Origin of the sequence: Rhizobium sp. LjRoot258, assembly GCF_964254185.1 — a bacterium.
In the GTDB taxonomy this organism is placed as follows: domain Bacteria; phylum Pseudomonadota; class Alphaproteobacteria; order Rhizobiales; family Rhizobiaceae; genus Rhizobium.
Genome location: NZ_CAXUST020000002.1, coordinates 191,540 through 207,847 on the forward strand (window position 1 = coordinate 191,540; position 16,308 = coordinate 207,847).

16 protein-coding genes, 1 pseudogene and 1 riboswitch are annotated in these 16,308 nt (G+C 58.8%); of the genes and pseudogenes, 7 read left to right on the top strand and 10 right to left on the bottom strand.

Annotation, left to right across the window (positions count from 1 at the left end; translation table 11 throughout):
* Nucleotides 1-275: 275 nt before the first annotated feature.
* The gene (locus ACSQ9D_RS21790) at nucleotides 276-1,091 is read left to right on the top strand and encodes a class I SAM-dependent methyltransferase (protein WP_436284054.1); all 816 of its coding nucleotides are present in this window, start codon (nucleotides 276-278) and stop codon (nucleotides 1,089-1,091) included.
* Between the two features lie 166 nt (nucleotides 1,092-1,257).
* Nucleotides 1,258-1,319, top strand: a riboswitch (Fluoride riboswitch).
* Nucleotides 1,303-1,722 carry a fluoride efflux transporter CrcB gene (gene crcB, locus ACSQ9D_RS21795; RefSeq protein ID WP_436284055.1) on the top strand — a complete coding sequence of 140 codons (420 nt, stop codon included), beginning with the start codon at nucleotides 1,303-1,305 and terminating at the stop codon, nucleotides 1,720-1,722. It overlaps the preceding riboswitch by 17 nt.
* Nucleotides 1,723-1,840: 118 nt before the next feature.
* Here the strand turns inward: crcB and ACSQ9D_RS21800 are convergent, their stop codons facing one another.
* The gene (locus ACSQ9D_RS21800; RefSeq protein ID WP_436284056.1) at nucleotides 1,841-2,116 is read right to left on the bottom strand and encodes a DUF6522 family protein; all 276 of its coding nucleotides are present in this window, start codon (nucleotides 2,114-2,116) and stop codon (nucleotides 1,841-1,843) included.
* A gap of 1,571 nt (nucleotides 2,117-3,687) precedes the next feature.
* On the opposite strand from ACSQ9D_RS21800, the pseudogene ACSQ9D_RS21805 reads away from it, so the two are divergent.
* Nucleotides 3,688-3,976 (top strand): annotated as a pseudogene (locus tag ACSQ9D_RS21805) (transposase); the annotation flags it as partial.
* A 62-nt stretch (nucleotides 3,977-4,038) separates the two neighbouring features.
* Here the strand turns inward: ACSQ9D_RS21805 and ACSQ9D_RS21810 are convergent.
* Nucleotides 4,039-4,473: a MarR family winged helix-turn-helix transcriptional regulator gene (locus tag ACSQ9D_RS21810; protein ID WP_436284057.1), complete on the bottom strand. Its 435-nt coding sequence runs from the start codon at nucleotides 4,471-4,473 to the stop codon at nucleotides 4,039-4,041.
* A 91-nt stretch (nucleotides 4,474-4,564) separates the two neighbouring features.
* Here ACSQ9D_RS21810 and ACSQ9D_RS21815 point away from each other — a divergent pair, with 91 nt between their 5' ends.
* Complete coding sequence (locus ACSQ9D_RS21815; protein WP_436284058.1) at nucleotides 4,565-5,041, top strand: cupin domain-containing protein; 477 nt, start codon at nucleotides 4,565-4,567, stop codon at nucleotides 5,039-5,041.
* A gap of 312 nt (nucleotides 5,042-5,353) precedes the next feature.
* Here the strand turns inward: ACSQ9D_RS21815 and ACSQ9D_RS21820 are convergent, their stop codons facing one another.
* Nucleotides 5,354-5,629, bottom strand: a complete 276-nt coding sequence (locus ACSQ9D_RS21820; protein ID WP_436284059.1) for a BON domain-containing protein — start codon at nucleotides 5,627-5,629, stop codon at nucleotides 5,354-5,356.
* A 414-nt stretch (nucleotides 5,630-6,043) separates the two neighbouring features.
* Here ACSQ9D_RS21820 and ACSQ9D_RS21825 point away from each other — a divergent pair, with 414 nt between their 5' ends.
* A complete protein-coding gene (locus ACSQ9D_RS21825) occupies nucleotides 6,044-8,218 on the top strand; it encodes a tetratricopeptide repeat protein (protein WP_436284060.1) in 2,175 nt (724 codons plus the stop codon).
* 47 nt (nucleotides 8,219-8,265) lie between these two features.
* Here ACSQ9D_RS21825 and ACSQ9D_RS21830 read toward each other — a convergent pair whose 3' ends face one another.
* The 5 genes from ACSQ9D_RS21830 to ACSQ9D_RS21850 all read right to left on the bottom strand — a co-directional run bounded on the left by ACSQ9D_RS21830 (nucleotide 8,266) and on the right by ACSQ9D_RS21850 (nucleotide 13,469).
* Nucleotides 8,266-8,745: a YHS domain-containing (seleno)protein gene (locus ACSQ9D_RS21830; protein ID WP_436284061.1), complete on the bottom strand. Its 480-nt coding sequence runs from the start codon at nucleotides 8,743-8,745 to the stop codon at nucleotides 8,266-8,268.
* Nucleotides 8,746-8,807: 62 nt separating this feature from the next.
* Nucleotides 8,808-9,569: an ankyrin repeat domain-containing protein gene (locus ACSQ9D_RS21835; protein WP_436284062.1), complete on the bottom strand. Its 762-nt coding sequence runs from the start codon at nucleotides 9,567-9,569 to the stop codon at nucleotides 8,808-8,810.
* Between the two features lie 297 nt (nucleotides 9,570-9,866).
* Nucleotides 9,867-10,874 carry an alpha/beta hydrolase gene (locus tag ACSQ9D_RS21840; RefSeq protein WP_436285139.1) on the bottom strand — a complete coding sequence of 336 codons (1,008 nt, stop codon included), beginning with the start codon at nucleotides 10,872-10,874 and terminating at the stop codon, nucleotides 9,867-9,869.
* Between the two features lie 207 nt (nucleotides 10,875-11,081).
* Nucleotides 11,082-11,912: an endonuclease/exonuclease/phosphatase family protein gene (locus ACSQ9D_RS21845; protein WP_037118617.1), complete on the bottom strand. Its 831-nt coding sequence runs from the start codon at nucleotides 11,910-11,912 to the stop codon at nucleotides 11,082-11,084.
* Nucleotides 11,913-12,005: 93 nt separating this feature from the next.
* Complete coding sequence (locus ACSQ9D_RS21850) at nucleotides 12,006-13,469, bottom strand: phospholipase D-like domain-containing protein (protein WP_436284063.1); 1,464 nt, start codon at nucleotides 13,467-13,469, stop codon at nucleotides 12,006-12,008.
* Between the two features lie 247 nt (nucleotides 13,470-13,716).
* Here ACSQ9D_RS21850 and ACSQ9D_RS21855 point away from each other — a divergent pair, with 247 nt between their 5' ends.
* Nucleotides 13,717-13,968, top strand: coding sequence for a DUF2934 domain-containing protein (locus tag ACSQ9D_RS21855; protein ID WP_436284064.1), 252 nt, complete (start codon nucleotides 13,717-13,719; stop codon nucleotides 13,966-13,968).
* Nucleotides 13,969-14,267: 299 nt separating this feature from the next.
* A complete protein-coding gene (locus tag ACSQ9D_RS21860; RefSeq protein ID WP_197066000.1) occupies nucleotides 14,268-14,441 on the top strand; it encodes a hypothetical protein in 174 nt (57 codons plus the stop codon).
* Nucleotides 14,442-14,616: 175 nt separating this feature from the next.
* On the opposite strand, the gene ACSQ9D_RS21865 is transcribed toward ACSQ9D_RS21860, so the two are convergent.
* Nucleotides 14,617-15,885 carry a type II toxin-antitoxin system HipA family toxin gene (locus ACSQ9D_RS21865; protein WP_436284065.1) on the bottom strand — a complete coding sequence of 423 codons (1,269 nt, stop codon included), beginning with the start codon at nucleotides 15,883-15,885 and terminating at the stop codon, nucleotides 14,617-14,619.
* Nucleotides 15,882-16,205, bottom strand: a complete 324-nt coding sequence (locus ACSQ9D_RS21870) for a helix-turn-helix domain-containing protein (protein WP_436284066.1) — start codon at nucleotides 16,203-16,205, stop codon at nucleotides 15,882-15,884. Before ACSQ9D_RS21870 ends, ACSQ9D_RS21865 begins: the two co-directional genes overlap by 4 nt.
* Nucleotides 16,206-16,308 lie beyond the last annotated feature (103 nt).

Below are 16,308 nucleotides of genomic sequence, written 5' to 3' on the forward strand. Positions count from 1 at the left end.
TATGAAGTCGATCGGACGCCTTTTTGATCGGGGATCTTCATCGATCTTCTCAGTGATCTCTCCCGCTGGTGGCATACGCCCATCCTCGCGCGGACCAACGTCAATCATTCATGTCAGACGGCATCCAACCGAAAACGTAAGCCAATCGACTATTGTGAAACGTCTGATTTCGTGCCGACATGCCTTCGGTGACCCCGGTGGCCCGCTTAGCAGGCGACCTGAACCTTATCTTGATTTCACTGAAAAACGTTTCGACGCATTTGGAGGGAAGGAGAATGGCGCAAGACTATGCTCTGGGACATACAGATGCCGAGATGCGACGGTTGACGACGCAGGCAAGACTGATCGATCCCATAACGCGTCGGTTTTTCGAAGCCGCAGGCCTCAAGGCTGGGATGCGCGTACTTGATGTCGGCAGCGGTGCGGGTGACGTCGCCGTCCTCGTTGCCGACATTGTCGGCCCCGGCGGTGAGGTGCTCGGTACCGATGTATCCCCAGTTGCCGTTAAAACTGCTGAAGCCCGAACGAAGTCGGCGGGCCTGAAACAGATCGAATTCCGGCAAGGCGATCCCGCTGCGATGGCTTTCGAAGCGCCGTTTGATGCCGTGGTTGGCCGCTACGTTCTGCAATTCATCCCCGACCCGCACACGGCGCTGGAAAAGATCGCGCTGCATGTGAAGCCCGGCGGCATCGTCGTCTTCCACGAGTTGGACTGGGGCGGCGCGCGATCCTCTCCGTTGGTGCCGACCTATGAACTCGTATGCAACTGGATCAGCCGCACGATCGAGGCGGCCGGAGCAAGAACAAGGCTCGGCACTGGACTAGCACCCCTCTTCGAGGCCGCAGGCCTTCCCACTCCTTCCCTGAGGCTCGAGTCTGTCATTGCCTCGGGACCTCCGGCCATCGACGTTGTTCACCTGGTGACCGATCTAGTGGCAACGCTTATGCCGTCGATGGAACAGTTCGGGGTGGCCACGAAAGACGAAATTGGTCATGCCGATCTCGTGGACCGCATCATGGTCGAGATCGGCAAGGGTGGTACGTTGATCGGTCGGGCTGAAGTGGGTGCGTGGACCGTAAGAGCGGAGTGAGCATTCTCGGCAATCAGCCACTAAGTTCGCGGTCCCGACAATGGGCCAACATGGGGCGGCAGGGCATAACGGCAGCTTTGGGCCAGCCGAAAGCCGACGAAAGCCTCGGGCCGCCTTGCGCCACCAATTGCAGACATATTGATCTCGAAGAAAACTGGTGGCATATGATCCGGATGGGAATGGTGTCTCCCCTATAACCGCGCTTTCGCTGATGACGCCTGCTATCGACGCCCCTTGGGGCGAGCAGGAGGCGTACGTGGAATTTCTTCTGGTTTTTCTCGGTTCAGGGTTCGGTGGCCTGCTTCGTTACGAAGTCGGCGTGCTTTCGATACGGCTTCTTGGACCCAGCTTCCCCTATGGAACTCTCGCGATTAATGTCGTCGGGTCCGCTTTGATGGGGTTTGTCGTAGCAGTTTTCGCGACACTCAATTTTTCAGCACAGGAAACCAGATTGTTTCTGACGACAGGAATTATCGGCGGGTTCACTACATTTTCCACATTCTCTCTCGACGCCGTGGCTCTTTGGGAACGCGGTCAATATCTGGCGGCGGCATCATATGTGTTGGCGAGTGTCGTTATATCGCTTGTGGCGCTAACGCTTTCGATGGTCCTCGTTCGTCGGTTGCTTTGAACGTCCGAAAAGAGCCCGATAGCTGCCGCTGTTGGCATTCATTACCGAATACCGCTTAATCAAGCTCGCGGGCTGACGGCTGACGCGGGTAGTGTCGCGCTAGTGTTGATGTAGTCCGTTAGCATCTTGAACGAACGTGCTTTTTCGAGGCCCAAAGCTGCTCCTCATCGAGAATCCGTAAATCTGGGCCAACAACGGCCCGCCACGTTCGATTTCCCAACCGAACTGAAAGGCGGGATTTGCCGTCATCCAAACCGGTGCCCTTTTCGACAACGCTGACGACCGCTCCACGTTTCAGATGATGCCGCATGGCGTCAGGCGAGATTCCAAATCGGGAAGCGATCGCTTCCGCGTCCAGAATAAAATCGCCGTTTGAATCCGTCTCGATCTTCAAAGGATGCTCCATCGAAACCTGTACCGTAGCGGTCTCACATGCGGGACTGCGGTAAGTCTAATGTAGGTTGGGTACCCTGAGCTTCCAGGCCTTCACGTCATCTTCTGATATTCGAATGCGTTCGAACGGACCACTCTTGCGCTGCCGCAATTTCGCCGCGGCGATTTCGCAAATCGCAGGGACGCAGTCCTGTAGCCGGCTCTCGTCTGCACAAGGCGGAGACGTGAACGTCAATAGGGCCTGCCGATCGATCATAACGGTTCGTTGCGCGCCGTCATTTTCGAAAAGCACTACGCCTCCGTCACCGGAAGACTTCAGAAATGCGGTGAGAAATCTGAACGACATGCTCGGTGCTCCTCTCCTTGATGCTGGCCCGCCCTTCCTGGCGGGCGGGCCAAGCACTCTTGTCCATTCGGGAACGGGTTGGACCCGACTTTTCGCAACTTAGCACCGACCCATCGCTCGTCTTTGCGCAAGATCAAAGATCGTTGGTGAGTGGTCGACCTGCCACCGTCGAAGTCACCAAGCTTTTTGAACAACGACCAGGGCGCTCGGGCACCTTAATTCTCCCTTCCTACGAAGGTCGCCGGGTCGGGCGCGTCGCGACTAGGGTTCTCGGTTTTGCCGTCGGAGACTGGAAAAGTTCGCGCGAGCTGCCGGCTCAAAGCTAATCAGCTAGGGCTCGCAAATGCGGGGAGCACCAGGCAGTGACCCAGCCACTAAGTGAAACGTGAAGAAATAGCGGCAGCTGGCACCCTGCCGCCGACCACGCGAATGTTCTCGTGATGCCTACCGCGGCGATGTCAGGTCGGTAGCCTTGCACATCCAAACGGAGTCGGATAAGTTGCGCCAGTCCACAGCAACAATCGAAGGAGGCGTGTAATGACGGTCATTTTCATCTCGCACGCCACTTTGGCCTAAGGTTCCTGTAGCGCATTCCACTCCGCATCCGAGTTCTTCTCGATCAGCAACCTTCCACAGATCGGCGTTTTGACACGCTGCTCGTTCGTGCGCTCAAGCGTACGCGGCGGCAGGCAACTTGCTAATAGAAGGCTCGGCGCCCATGCCGAGAACGCTCATGGAAAAACAAACAGCCGCTGCCGGCAATCTGGCAGCCACCGTTGAAGACCTTTGTGCTCGTTTTGGTGTTGGCGCGACCGCTTTCGCGCTTCTTGTCGCAGCTTGGAGACATCGCCGTTCACCTAACACTGCCGCCACGCTGTCCGACTGGATGCGCCGCGATCTTGCGTTGGGCGAAGGTTAAAAAAGGCCCGCCTTAGCCTGTTCGAATTGAGGAGATCGCGGCAGCATCCGCGATCTCCTTGACCAGCAGGCATCCTTTGCCAACCGATCAGTGCTATCATACGACTAAGCCGCCTTTTTCTTCAAACCCGCGTCGCGCGAGTATTTTGGGGCTGAAGGAAGAATTGCCTAATATGGTCCCGACCGAGGATACCCCACCCTTACGTCGCCGAAGGGTCATTTCAGCCGTGAAAGCTAGCAACGTCGCTTTCAACCATGTCACTTTTTCGCGAAGGAGTGCTGGGACCAGCCGCCAAGTTGCCAGGGCTGTTGACGACCGACGCATTGTCAATGGGATTTTGTGGCGGTTTCGCACGGGCTCGCCCTGGGCAGACGTCCCGAACGCTATGGCACACCCACAACCTGCTACAATGGGTCTGGCCGATAGCGCAAGAAAGGCGTCCGGGCGATATCGTCATGATCGACAGTTCCTGTGTCCGGGTGCACCAGCACGCTGCCACACGAAAAAAGGATGTTGACGATGGTTGCATGGGACGTTCCCGCGGCGGTTTGACCACCAAGATCCACACTGTCGTCTATGCTGAAGGCAGACCTGTCGACCGCACGCGAAGCGCTCATATGCTGCTGTGAAAGAGTGACGAGTTTGCAAATAGCTTCGGCTAGCGCGCCAATGGACTGTCCCAGACGACAAACAGCAGCGCCTTGAGTTGGGCGAAACGCTCCGACCCAAGCTCGGCGCGCCACTCGTCCTCGATGTCGCGCAATATGTCGACCATCTTCCGGAATGCGGCGTGTCCACGTTCGGTAAACCGGACGATGCGCGCGCTGCCTTCACCCGGAACGTCGGCGCGGACAATGTAGCCGAAACTCTCGAGACTGCGGAGCAGCTGATTGATGGCCTGTTTGCTCATGCCGGCGCGCTCGGCGATCGTGCCCGGCCGAGCCCCGTCCGGCCCTGGAAACTGCAGAACCGCCATATGCGGCAGACGCAGCTCGTCAAAACCGGCGGCGTTCAGCCCCTTGATCAGCCGGCGCTGGATCGCCTGGGCCGGCACGCGCAGTAGGGCGCCGATTATCATGTCCTCGGTTTTCACTGGCAAACCTTCGTGGATGGTGGCATTGACGGTCCGGTAAATTGAGTTTACTGCTAAATAGTAAACTTAGTTTACTGGAGGAATTTCCATAATGCCACAGGGAACCATCGATCCACGCGTCAATCCTTCCGATGAAACCATTGGTACCAAAGGGTTCGCGGTTCGCTTCCTGCTGACTGCGGGCAACTCGAACGGCAGTATTGCCGCCTTCGAGCTTTTGGTCCCGGCCGCGCTGCGACTGCCGGCGCCGGCGCACAGCCACGACCACTACGAAGAGACGATCTACGGCCTCGAGGGGGTGCTGACTTGGACGGTCGACGAAAAGCAGATCGACGTCGGGCCGGGGCAAGCACTATGCATTCCGCGTGGCGCCGTTCATCGGTTCGACAACAACAGCAGCCAGGACGTGAAGGCGCTCTGCGTGGTCACGCCGGCAGCGATAGGACCGGAGTATTTCCGCGAGGCTTTCGCGGTGCTCAACGCGGCGGCCGGTGGTCCGCCGGACCGGGCCAAGATGGCGGAAATCATGCGCCGTCACGGACTTACGCCAGCGGTGCCCCCGACATAGAGGCTGTGGGTAAACGACCAGTTTTCCCCCACCTTTAAAGACAGTTCCGTGTGGTCCGCGATCCGTGCCGCTGGCGGGAAGGACCGAAGGGTTTACTTGCGAACATTCGCTCGGGACCTCCCGGTGTCCGTTTGGGCTGGACAGAAAAAGACGATCGGAAATGTCCGGCTGTTGGGAGGTTGGACCCAAGCCCCGCACGATTTCGCGCATTGATCGTCAAATTGGCCAGGCGGCAAGGCCCTCGCCCGAGATGGTCGGACATCCCTATCTTTCATCGGGACTCTAGAATGTCTTCGCGCGGGCCGTGGCTCTCTATCTCACTGCGTCGCGGCAAAGCATCCTATCCCGCACCTTATCGGGGCCTGCGATCTCGGCAGCGATCGCAACCGCTTTCTGTCGATCCGCCTTCTCCGCTACGAAGCCTTCCAAGATGACAACCGGCCCAAGCATTCTTGCCGTGATCGCGCTGCTATCGATATTGGGATCGGCGCATAGTGCCGCTTCGATCGACGCGATTGTCGCCGAGGCGCTGTGACCTCTCGTGCAGCGCTGTTCGTGTCTCTCAAAGTTATCGAAAAGAAATATCATCTGAACTCCTCCGCTCCGGCCTCCACCGGTCACGCAAACAATGTACGGATCTGCTAATATGCGCTCCCCGCGTCATGCCCACTAGTCGGACTTAAGTCCTGCATCACGTGTGCATTCGATTGCACCTCTCGACCGCCACTGAGATCGGCTAAGATGTGGACGCCAAGTCGCGCCTTTGTGAGGAACGTCAGGCGAAGAGTTAGGCCCGCCTAAAGGCGTTTGCGCCGGGGACATTGCGTGACGCGGCCTCAATTGCGGTCAAAGCTGTATCGGTATGGTGAAAAAGCCGGCGCGAGATGTGGGCACCACGAAAACTCAATGTCGCGCCACATGAGAGGCCGCGCTGCCTGCGGCCCTTCGACGTGGTAGGATGCACGGGGCGGTCGCTTATGACATCGAAAGGTGGGCAGAGATATGGACCGGCGGCTCACCGCGATACTTGCTGCAGATGTGGTCGGCTATAGCCGCCTCATGGGAGAGGATGAGGGCGGCACGCTGCAGCGGCTGAAGGTCTGCCGTCGAGACTTGGTCGATCCCGCCATCGACGGGTTTCATGGTCGCATCGTCAAGCTCATGGGCGACGGCGCGCTGGTTGAGTTCGCGAGCGTTGTCGACGCGGTCCAGTGTGCTGTCGCGATCCAGCGAAAGATGGCCAACTACGACCAGGGCGTTTCCGAAGCAGAGAGAATTCTGTTCCGCATCGGCATCAACCTCGGCGACGTCATCGTCGAAGGCGACGACATCTACGGTGACGGCGTCAACATTGCCGCCCGACTGCAGGGGCTGGCCGAGCCTGGCGGCATCCGCATATCCGGCACGGCGTTCGACCAAGTCGTGCATAAGGCCAATGTCGGCTTTTGGGCTCTCGGTGAACAGCAATTGAAAAACATTGCAGATCCGGTTCGCGTCTACCGCGTTCTGCTCGACCCTTCCAAGGCGGGCAAGGTCATCGCCTTGTCCCGCCGGACCGGAAGGCGGGGTATTATCGTGGCAACGCTCGCGATGCTGCTGATCGCGACCGCCGCAATCATCCTCGCATGGCCATGGCCCATTGCGCCGCAACGGCCATCGATCGCGGTCCTGCCGTTCGGCGATATCAGTGATGATGCCGCACAGGACTATTTTGCGGAGGGGCTTACGAACGATCTCATTACTGATCTGTCGAAGATTTCTGGCCTACTTGTTATCGCCCGCAATTCGGCCTTCTCGTTCAAGGACACATCCATGAACGTCCGGCAGGTCGCCGAGCAATTGAACGTCCGCTATGTCCTGCAGGGCAGCGTACGGCGTAAGGGAGAGGCAGTTCGCATCAATGTCCAGCTTATCGATGGGGATACCGGAAGAAACGTCTGGGCCGAACGGTATGACCGCGACTACACCGATATCTTTGCGCTGCAGGACGAAGTTATTGAGCGCATTGTTCGTGCGCTCGCAGTGCGCCTGTCTGAAGGAGAGCGTACCCAGATTGCCCGCCTGCCGACCCGCAATCTCGAAGCCTATGACTTCTACACTCGAGCTGAGCAGAAGGTGTATTCGATAGACTATACATCTCTCGGAGAGGCTCTCTCCCTCTATGAGAAGGCAATCAAGCTCGACCCGGAATTCGCCGACGCCCACACAGGCTATGCTCGAGCCATCGTCGACGTGCTTGGCTTCGACTACCAGGCATTGATGCTGAGTGCTGTCGCCCGGCAGCGCGCCTACGAAGCGGCGGGGCGAGGTCTAGAACTGGATCCGCAGTCTCCGCGAGCCTATGCCGTACTCGGTATCCTGCAAATGCTTGACGGCGAAATCGATGAGGCGATCGCGTCGGTCAAAAAGGCCGTGGCTCTCGATCCGAATGGAGCTGAGTCGGAACTCAACCTCGCGATCGTTCTGACTTATGCGGGGCAGAACCCAGAAGCACTGGCGGCCATGGAACGTGTACTGCAACTGGACCCCAAGCCACGAGTCCAAGTCTACGACTACTATGGTCTCGTGCTTTACATGAACCATCGGTATGAGGAGGCGATCGGGGCACTACAGACAGTCCGACCGGAGGAGCCGAGCGATCTCGGCCTTGAAACCCTTGCCATGGCAAACGCGCGACTGGGACACGTGGCAGAAGCGCACAAAGCGGTCGAAGCAATCCTCGAGAAGTCGCCTGGCCAGAGCCTCGCCAGCCTGCGAGTAGTGTATTCCCACCATCGTCGGCAACAGGACCTCGACCACCGGCTGGACGCTCTGCGCTCCGCCACCTTCCCGGAATGGAGCCACGATTTTCGTGGACGGCCAGAAGACCGCCTGGATGCCCATTCGATCCGGGCTCTGGCGACTCATAAGACCTGGATTGGGCATCAGCACGATGGTGTCCGTTTCTTCATGGAGCTCGACGCAAACGGTGATTTTGCATGGCGCGCTCATAACAACATCATCGTCGGCAAGTTCACTCTCGAGGACAATTTCTTCTGCACTCGATCCTCATCGACTCTTCTCGGCCGCAAATTTTGCAGCCCTGTGTATCGTAATCCCGGAGGAAGTGCAGAAAGACATGACGAATATGTCCTGCCGGACTCCGCGAGCGTCTGGTATTTCTCGGTTCTCCCATGATGCCCTGCCGTCGCAAGGCATCAGGCCGAGACATCGCCCAGTTTCGGTCAGTTGTGTTCGGCCCTCGTCTTGAACTCCTTCGTCGCGACCCCAGGCCATTTGGCGTCGGCCGCCGCTGTGACTGCCGCTGGAGCAGCATCGAAGTCTTCCTCCAGGCCCTCCCCTCCGGAGAATAGGTAAAGCTTGCCGTCGACGATGCGCCACGCCTCCGGGTCGATGTTCGCGGATGCCTCTTCCAGTACCGTTCCCAGCGCGCAGAAGCCGCCATACTGAGGAGCATAGCGGATCGGCTCAGAAGCAAACGCGTCACGGTGTTCGACGCTGGCGAAGTACCATGTCGCGCCGAGCCATTCCTTTGTGAACTCCGGCGAACCCTTTGTCGCGCGGCCATCGGTGAAGTAGGCCACGGGATCATAGCCCAGAATGGCAGCAGTGCCGAAGTACCCGGTATTTACCACCTCCGCAGCGCGGGATTCACCAGAGTTCACAGTCGCGAGGGAGATGACTGCGACGGTTGCAAGAGCCAAATGGCCTCGCACTGTGGGACATTTTTTCCTCATGTCGTGTCCTCCGATATTGTCGCGGTCGGTCAGTTGCCAGCCGCAACGCAGGCCGCGTACGACGCGCCCATCGTCTTCTTGGATTGGCAATTGGCACCGTGCTTCTTGAGCAAAATCATCACTTGGGTGCTCTTCATGAAAGTCGCTCGGCTCAGCGGCGTGTAGCCGTAAGCCTGGATTGCCTCGACCGCGGCTCCGCGGGCAATCAACAGCTCGGCCACCGCCGCCTGGTTTTCTTCGGCGGCTACGTGCAATGGCGTGATCTTGTGCTTGCTCAAGGCATCGACTTCAGCGCCGCGGTCCAGCAACAGTGCGGCTATTTCCACACTTCCGGAATACGCCGCGGCGTGCAGCGCGGTGAAGCCGCGGTCATTGCGGGCTTCGATATCGGCACTCGCTTCGATCAACACGGCGGCGATCTTGGTCTGGCCGGAAAGCGCAGCTTCGATCAGGGCCGTCTCGCGACTCTCGTTGCGGCTATCGATATCGACGCCTTGAGACAAGAGCTGGCTGATTCCGCCGAGGTCACCATCCCGCGCTGCGTCATGAATTGGCCCTGCGCTCGCTGCCGCAATCCAAAGACAAAGAATGACCGCAACCAGTGGAATGATGCTGAAAAGCTGTTTTTGGTCTGTTGCGAAAGGGTGCGGGCACGACTTCACGTCATGACAAGAAGTGTCTCGCACGTCCCTCTCCGAAATTTGGACGCAACGGCAAGTGTCGCGTGTGCGACCAGGGTGGCACGCATACGCGGAAGCGGCTGTCAATTCTCGCTTGGAAACCGGCATCATCCAACCCCCCGCGTTGCGAACGTGGACGGATTAGGGAAAAACTCTACCGCATTTGACGCGCTGACGCCATGACTCCTATCGGCATCTGAAAGCTGTCGCTCGATTTGACCAAGTCAACGGTCCAGAAACGGGTCACGGGCATGAGTTCAGTCGCCGCGGGTAGACTTCCAGCGCCAACGAAGACATTCGCAGTAGCGCAGCGAGGACGAGGGGTGTCCGCTGTCGAATTCTTCTATTTATGTCAACGCATTATGACAACGTCGACGCGGTGGCATTTTCCCCGCTGACGGTTGGAAACTACTGTTGCGGTTTGTCGGCGAAATGTTTGATCGCGTACTCCGCAACGTGCTGGTTCGACTGCCTTGCATCATCGAGCCAGAACGGGAAGAGCTGCCACTGATGGACCATGCCTGCCCAGATCTCCGTCTGGACATCAACGCCGGCCCTTCGAGCCTTGTCGGCCAGCCGCAGGGTGTCGTCGAGAAGCGCTTCGCCCGCACCGACCTGCATCAGCAGCGGGGGAAATCCGGTCAGGTCGGCATAGAGGGGTGACATCATAGGATCGGTCGGCGAGCGCGTTCCCAGATAGGCTTTGCGGATGACATCGAGCTCGGCGGAGTCGATCAGCGGATCGGTATTGGCGTTCGTCGTCAAAGAAGCGCCTGTGGCAGCCAGATCGGTGATCGGGCTCATTGCGACGACGGCCGCAGGCAGTGGTCCTTTCACCCGCATCTGCCGCAGCGTGGCTTCGATCGCCAGATTCCCGCCGACGGAGTCGCCGGCAAGGACGATGTTGTTGCTCTCATAGCCGGAATCGAGCAGCCACCGATAAGCTGTCAGCGCATCGTCGACCTGAGCCGGATACGGGTAATCCGGTGCGAGCCTATAGTCGATGAGGAGGACGTCGGCCGATGCCGCCTTGGCCAGCGAGCCGGCCAGGGCCCGATGCGTCCGCAGCGAACCGCTGTAGAAGCCGCCGCCATGAATATAGAGGATAGCCCGCCGGCCAAGGGGATGGTGCAGTCTTGCCGGCCAGATGAGCTGCGCGTCGACGCCGTCGGCGTCGACCTGCCTGATTTGGACGCGTGTCGGCTCCGGGGTCGATGCCATCAAGGCTTCGAAGGCGTGGCGCCGGTCGCGCAGGCTCTCGGCTTTCGCGTAGTACTGCTTCCACGTTGCGACGAGTTTGCGGACCTGTTCCTTTGAGGCCTGTGTCTGGGGTGTAGTATCGCCTGCCCGGGCGGGTAGCGCCAAAGGCCCCAAGGCGATGCCAGCGGCCAACCACGCGATAGTCCACCTCGTCATCAAGCCGCCGATCAACCATGCAAACCCGCGCAACACGGCCATCTGTCGCAAAACCCCGGCCCCAAGCACCACGAAACCTCCCAATCCAAGATATCTGTCGAGATGAGCTGAACCTGCCATGACCGCAAGCCGTGTCAAGGCTTCGTGAGCGCGACGATGACCTTGTCGTCTGCGACGTGCATGTGCCCCCGACAGGAAAGGCGGCCCTCACATCTTCGTGCTCAACTCCTCCACCCGCTTGAGATTGACCACGGCTTTGACTGGCAAGTGATCCGACGCGACGCGGGCAAGCGGCGTGTCGTGGGCCTCGACTGCCGTCACGACGCCCTTGCGGTTTGCCATGATGCGATCAAGAGCGAGGACGGGAAGTCGTGCCGGAAAGCTCGGCACTGCCACCGGCTGCGGGCCGAAAACGGATTGGAACGTGTGCAGCGACGAGCGGTCGCCGAGCCGCCATTCATTGAGATCGCCGAGCAGGATGGTCGGGACCTCGCTCTTGTCTGCCATCAGCTCGACCAACATTTTGGCCTGCTGCGCGCGCGAGTGGCGAAGCAGGCCGAAATGGGCGGCGATGATGCGCAAGGCCCCGCCGCGTTCCAGATCGAGTTCGGCGACGAGCGCACCGCGGGGCTCGAGCCCGGGAAGATTGATCTGGTGCACGTCACGCACCAAGCCTCTCTTGAAGAGCACGACATTGCCATGCCAGCCATGAGCCTTGGCCATGCCGTTTATCGGTACCGGGATCAGTCCGGTTTCCCGCTCCAGCCGACCAAGGTCGAGGATTCCGGTGCGCTCGCCAAAGCGGGTGTCGGCCTCCTGCAGTGCGATGACGTCAGCGCCGATTTCATGAATGACGCGACTGGTTCGCTCCGGGTCGAAGCGCCGGTCGTTGCCGACGCATTTGTGGACGTTGTAGGAGGCGATCAGAGTGCCATCTGACCGCGGCTTTTGCTCCGAATGTGCCGCATCCAGCCGCTTTCTTCGACTGCGGATCGACGCAAGGATGTTGGCGGGCAGGCTGTGCTTTTTGGCATGCATCGGAGTTTGTTGGCGTTCCGTTGGTCGAAGAGGTTCTTTTCGAGTATAGGCCGGGTATTCAAACTTGCCACGCCTTTAGGCCGAAGAAATCTCCTACAAGTAAGGCGATCCGAGCCACAGGAACTTCTCGAGCAACCGGACGGCGAAGGGGCGCGCGCGCAAGCCCTGGAGCGTGACCGGCGAAGCAGACTTGATGGCCTCGTCGATATGGTCGTCTATCTCGCTGGCAAAGCCTTCATTCAGCACTTCCAGGTCGATCTCGAAATTCAGCCGCAGCGATCTCGGGTCGAGGTTGGACGATCCGACGTAGGACCAGACGCCATCGATCGACAGGAGCTTGGAGTGGCTGAAAGCGCCGCTGGAGCGCCAGATGCGGCAGTAGTTGGTGAGGATCTGGTCGAATTGGGCGGTCATGGCCCGGTCGACGAGGACGAGATTATTGACAGCCGGAACGACGATATCGACGTCCACGCCGCGTCTTGCCGCCGTCGCCAGTGCACTGATGAGCTCGCGGTCCGGCAGGAAATAGGGCGACATGATACGGATCGATTTGCGCGCAATGGAGAAGGCCCCCATCAGCATTTTGTGGTTTGTCTCGATACTTCGGTCAGGCCCCGATGCCACGACACGCATGAAGACGGGATCCCCCGGCTGCCGCTCGGGTATCGCGGTTCGCCACGCCTCTCCTTGCAGGTTTTCGCCGGTGGCAAAGCCCCAGTCTTCAGCCGCGACGTTGAAGAGATCGGCGACAACCGGCCCGGTGACGCTGAAATGGGTGTCGCGGGCGAAGTTGTCTCCCGCCATCTCGCGTGTGAATCCGGCCCGGATGTTCATGCCGCCTGTCAGCGCAATGCGGCCGTCGACGATGAGGATCTTGCGGTGGGTGCGCAGGTTCGCATATGGCAAGCGCAACCCGATTATGACGTTTCCATTGAAGACCGAGACGGTAACGCCGCCCTCGGCAAGGTAACCGAGAATGCTCGGCACGGAATAGCGGGCGCCGACGGCATCGATCAGCACGCGCACCTCGACGCCACGTTTTACGGCCGCAATGAGGGAATCGGCGATCCTCAGCCCGATCGGGTCGCGGTCAAAAATGTAGGTCTCCAGCAAGACGCTCCGCTCAGCGCCATCGATCGCCGTCTTCATCGCGGCGTAGCAGTCATCGCCCGTCTCCAGCATGTCGATCGTATTGCCGGTTGCGAGTGGATTGCGGGCGACGCGGTCGCCGAGTGTCCGCAGGGCGTCGAAACGACGGCCGAAACCTGTGATGACCATTTCGCTGTCGGCGTCGAAGGTTTCGAGCTCGTCAAGGTCCGCTTCGGGTATCAGCGCATCGCGCCGAAGGCTGAGCGAGGCGCGACGGATGCGGTTGATGCCGGCAATCGCATAAAGTACGGCCCCGACGATTGGCGAGAGGATGATGACGCCGACCCAACCGATCGCGGCGCGGACCTCTTCCTTGGTCATGGCTGCGTGGATCGCTGCTGCGGCGCCCATGGCGAGCGAAACAACGAATAGAATATGTGGCCAATAGGTCGATATGAGATAAAACATTGCGTTGAACTATAACGACAAAGCTGCGGCGTTCAATTGTGCACGCAAGAGCGCGAAGTTGCCCGACGTTCTTGCTTCAAGATCACTCGGCCGGAGAAAAATTGCCGTGCCGCCCGAGAGTTCATTGCTGCGGTGCGGAATTTCTTTTTGCGGTGTGTCAAAAAATGCTTGAAACAGCGTGGTTCCTCTGGAACTCTTGCGCCAGTATCGCGTTAGACCACGGGCATCATCTGACTGGAGATCGGCGATGACAGAGACGCACGAAGAGTGGATCAAGAAGCGTGCCTATGCGCTTTGGGAAGAGGAAGGGCGTCCAGCGGGACGAGATTTCGTGCATTGGGAACAAGCCCGGGCCGAGCGCGAAGCGCTTGAAGGGTCCGCCGCATCTGTGGATGGCAAGGAGGTGAAGACGCGCAAGCGCTCGGTCGCACCTCCAAAAGCAAATGGCGTGATGAAGGCGACCGCTCCAAAGAAAACCGCCAGCGGCAAATCAGCGTGACCCTCACGTCGGTTGTTGCAAAGGGCATTCGTGTGACGCCCTTCGTCACACGAATGCATTGCTGTTGCTCTATTGATTTCCAAAGGGGCGCTTCGGGGAAAAACACAGATGACGGTGCATAGCTCTTACCTCGCAGTAAAAATGCTGCGGCGGCAATCGGCGATGGAACCAAAATCCCACTCGGATGTTCATAGCGGCAGTGGGGAGCGTCGCCATGAACAGAAGCGACTTCGATGCTATTCCGGCTTCCGTAATCGTAGCGGCTTGCTACCCCTTCGTTGCACCAGTGTGAGGGCAGAATGACTGTTCTCGTTATCGCCGCCATCGGCTATCTGACCCTCGCCCTAATCCTTGTCTATGCGATCGACAATCTGGTCGCACTGTTCTTCCCTGATGCACGTTCTGCTGTGCCGCTGAATTTCCCCACCTTGGAAAAGATGATGGCGGCTTCGCGCAAGTATTATCGCAAATAGGTCGACCTCGTCGGTGCGCTTTCCGCAATTGTGTCGCAACTGCCACCAGCGCGGGATCAGTGATCAGCGCTTGGGCCCGATGCTGCCACCGCCCGCATTGTAATCGTCGTCATCGTCGCTGCTTTTCGGCCTCCGCGAGCGCGTAGGGATGGAAACCGCGAAGTGATCTCGATCGTCATGCCGACGCCTGAGCAGGTCTCCTGTCGTTCAGGATCCGCTCAAGCTCGGTCGTACGGGATTTGGATAGCCCCACCTCCTCAGCAAACTGTTGCCAGCGGCCAATCGACGTTCGAACCTGTTCGATGACATCCTTCGCGTCCCGATCGGGAATCGATGCTTCCCTGGAAATGGTCAGCAGGTGCTGCATGCCTGGGTTTCTCCCTTCGCCCGCGACATCCGCGCTGTGTTCTCCTCCTGGCCCCGAAGAAAAGGTAAGGTCGTAAGCAGGAGAGAGAGTCCATCGTCCGTCTCCATTCATGAGGAAGGCATGGTTCTTAGCGTGGTCGTCTCGGTTCCGCGCGTACACGTTGAAGACCATGCGTCGAAACATGCGCAGGACTTCGGAACTGTCGCGGGTCATCATGAGCGTCAGCTTGTGGAGCTGACCGTAGTTCAGCGACGCCTCGCGATGGTTGGCGTTCAGGATGCCACTGGCGGTATGCATGTGCAGTCGGCCGGCAAGCGTTCGGTCAAATCGTTTCGTGGCGAAGAGGCGGTTGCCCTTCTCTGTATCGAATATTCGCGTCTCGGCCATTTCCAGCCCTGCGGCGCGCGCCATCAAAGCATACGCTTTCTCCTCGACGCCAATCTCGGCCGGGTCGGCAGCGCTTCGTGCCTTTACCATCCATCGTTCGAAACCGGGTTCCATGTCCTGCCCGTAATCCAGAACGAATGTATTTTTGGCGTTGTTGAGACCAATCATTATTTTTGGACGCGCACCCGCCGAGCCGCCCTGTGCGCCCTGAAGAGTGTTGATGTCGGCAGTATCCATCTCAGCTTTAACTAGGTCGACCTGCTCGACGAACCAATCCAAATCGATGTCCTCGGCAGGCTTCTTATCGTCGTCGGGTAGTTCTGGGATATACGCTAGCGCGCCCATTCCCGTCTTTCCGACCGCAGAGAGGCGATCCAGTGGGGTTAGCAGGTGATAGTCGATACCGGCCCTTTGAAGACGGCGATCAAGCAGGAGTCGCCCCCATCCGTCGGGCAGACTGTCGTTAAACAAACCATGGACCCCGTCGAAGGGATCGCGCGGTGCCGCGATCAAGCCTGGATTTGTCTTCACGTGGAAAGGGGATACCGGCAAAGACGCAGCGAGGAATTCTGCCGAGTACTCAAAATAGGCCCTACGTTCGCTCCTACTCCATGCAAGGGTTCCCAGAATTCTCTGACTCCCCTCGAGATCGAGGACGACGCTCATTTTTCGGATCGGCTTAAACTTCATTTCCTACGCACCCTCTGCCTGACGGGGCGGTCAACGACATCGTCGATTGTCTTCGGCGGCCGAGGCGGAAACAAGTGCTCGAACTCAGCTTCGCCTTCAAGGGCGAACGCAACCCTCACAAGGGCTTCGAGCGAAATCTTTCCTGTCTCCTCGAACAGTCTTAGAGAGCCATAGGAGACGCCCGCCCTTGCAGCTAGATCCCTCTGCGTGAGGCCGCCATCAATCCGTCGACGCTTCATTCTTTCCGAGAGCCCCCTGATCACCTCGGCGGGAGATGTCATACTAAATGCGAACATATTGGCACTTATTTCATTTTTCATGACTTAATTGCCAATATAATCGCAATTACTGGAATTTCAACGGTGCGACATCAATTGCGCGGATTTCCCGATCGAGCCCCGCCGGACGCCCTTGTATGGTCCG

What these genes read in the sequence shown, in the direction of transcription:
- ACSQ9D_RS21860 (WP_197066000.1), top strand. Translation starts at nt 14,268, where the DNA reads ATGACTGTTCTCGTTATCGCCGCCATCGGCTATCTGACCCTCGCCCTA.
- ACSQ9D_RS21870 (WP_436284066.1), bottom strand. Translation starts at nt 16,205, where the DNA reads ATGAAAAATGAAATAAGTGCCAATATGTTCGCATTTAGTATGACATCT.
- ACSQ9D_RS21825 (WP_436284060.1), top strand. Translation starts at nt 6,044, where the DNA reads ATGGACCGGCGGCTCACCGCGATACTTGCTGCAGATGTGGTCGGCTAT.
- ACSQ9D_RS21850 (WP_436284063.1), bottom strand. Translation starts at nt 13,469, where the DNA reads ATGTTTTATCTCATATCGACCTATTGGCCACATATTCTATTCGTTGTT.
- ACSQ9D_RS21820 (WP_436284059.1), bottom strand. Translation starts at nt 5,629, where the DNA reads ATGATATTTCTTTTCGATAACTTTGAGAGACACGAACAGCGCTGCACG.
- ACSQ9D_RS21835 (WP_436284062.1), bottom strand. Translation starts at nt 9,569, where the DNA reads ATGATGCCGGTTTCCAAGCGAGAATTGACAGCCGCTTCCGCGTATGCG.
- crcB (WP_436284055.1), top strand. Translation starts at nt 1,303, where the DNA reads ATGACGCCTGCTATCGACGCCCCTTGGGGCGAGCAGGAGGCGTACGTG.
- ACSQ9D_RS21840 (WP_436285139.1), bottom strand. Translation starts at nt 10,874, where the DNA reads ATGACGAGGTGGACTATCGCGTGGTTGGCCGCTGGCATCGCCTTGGGG.
- ACSQ9D_RS21845 (WP_037118617.1), bottom strand. Translation starts at nt 11,912, where the DNA reads ATGCATGCCAAAAAGCACAGCCTGCCCGCCAACATCCTTGCGTCGATC.
- ACSQ9D_RS21865 (WP_436284065.1), bottom strand. Translation starts at nt 15,885, where the DNA reads ATGAAGTTTAAGCCGATCCGAAAAATGAGCGTCGTCCTCGATCTCGAG.
- ACSQ9D_RS21855 (WP_436284064.1), top strand. Translation starts at nt 13,717, where the DNA reads ATGACAGAGACGCACGAAGAGTGGATCAAGAAGCGTGCCTATGCGCTT.
- ACSQ9D_RS21815 (WP_436284058.1), top strand. Translation starts at nt 4,565, where the DNA reads ATGCCACAGGGAACCATCGATCCACGCGTCAATCCTTCCGATGAAACC.
- ACSQ9D_RS21790 (WP_436284054.1), top strand. Translation starts at nt 276, where the DNA reads ATGGCGCAAGACTATGCTCTGGGACATACAGATGCCGAGATGCGACGG.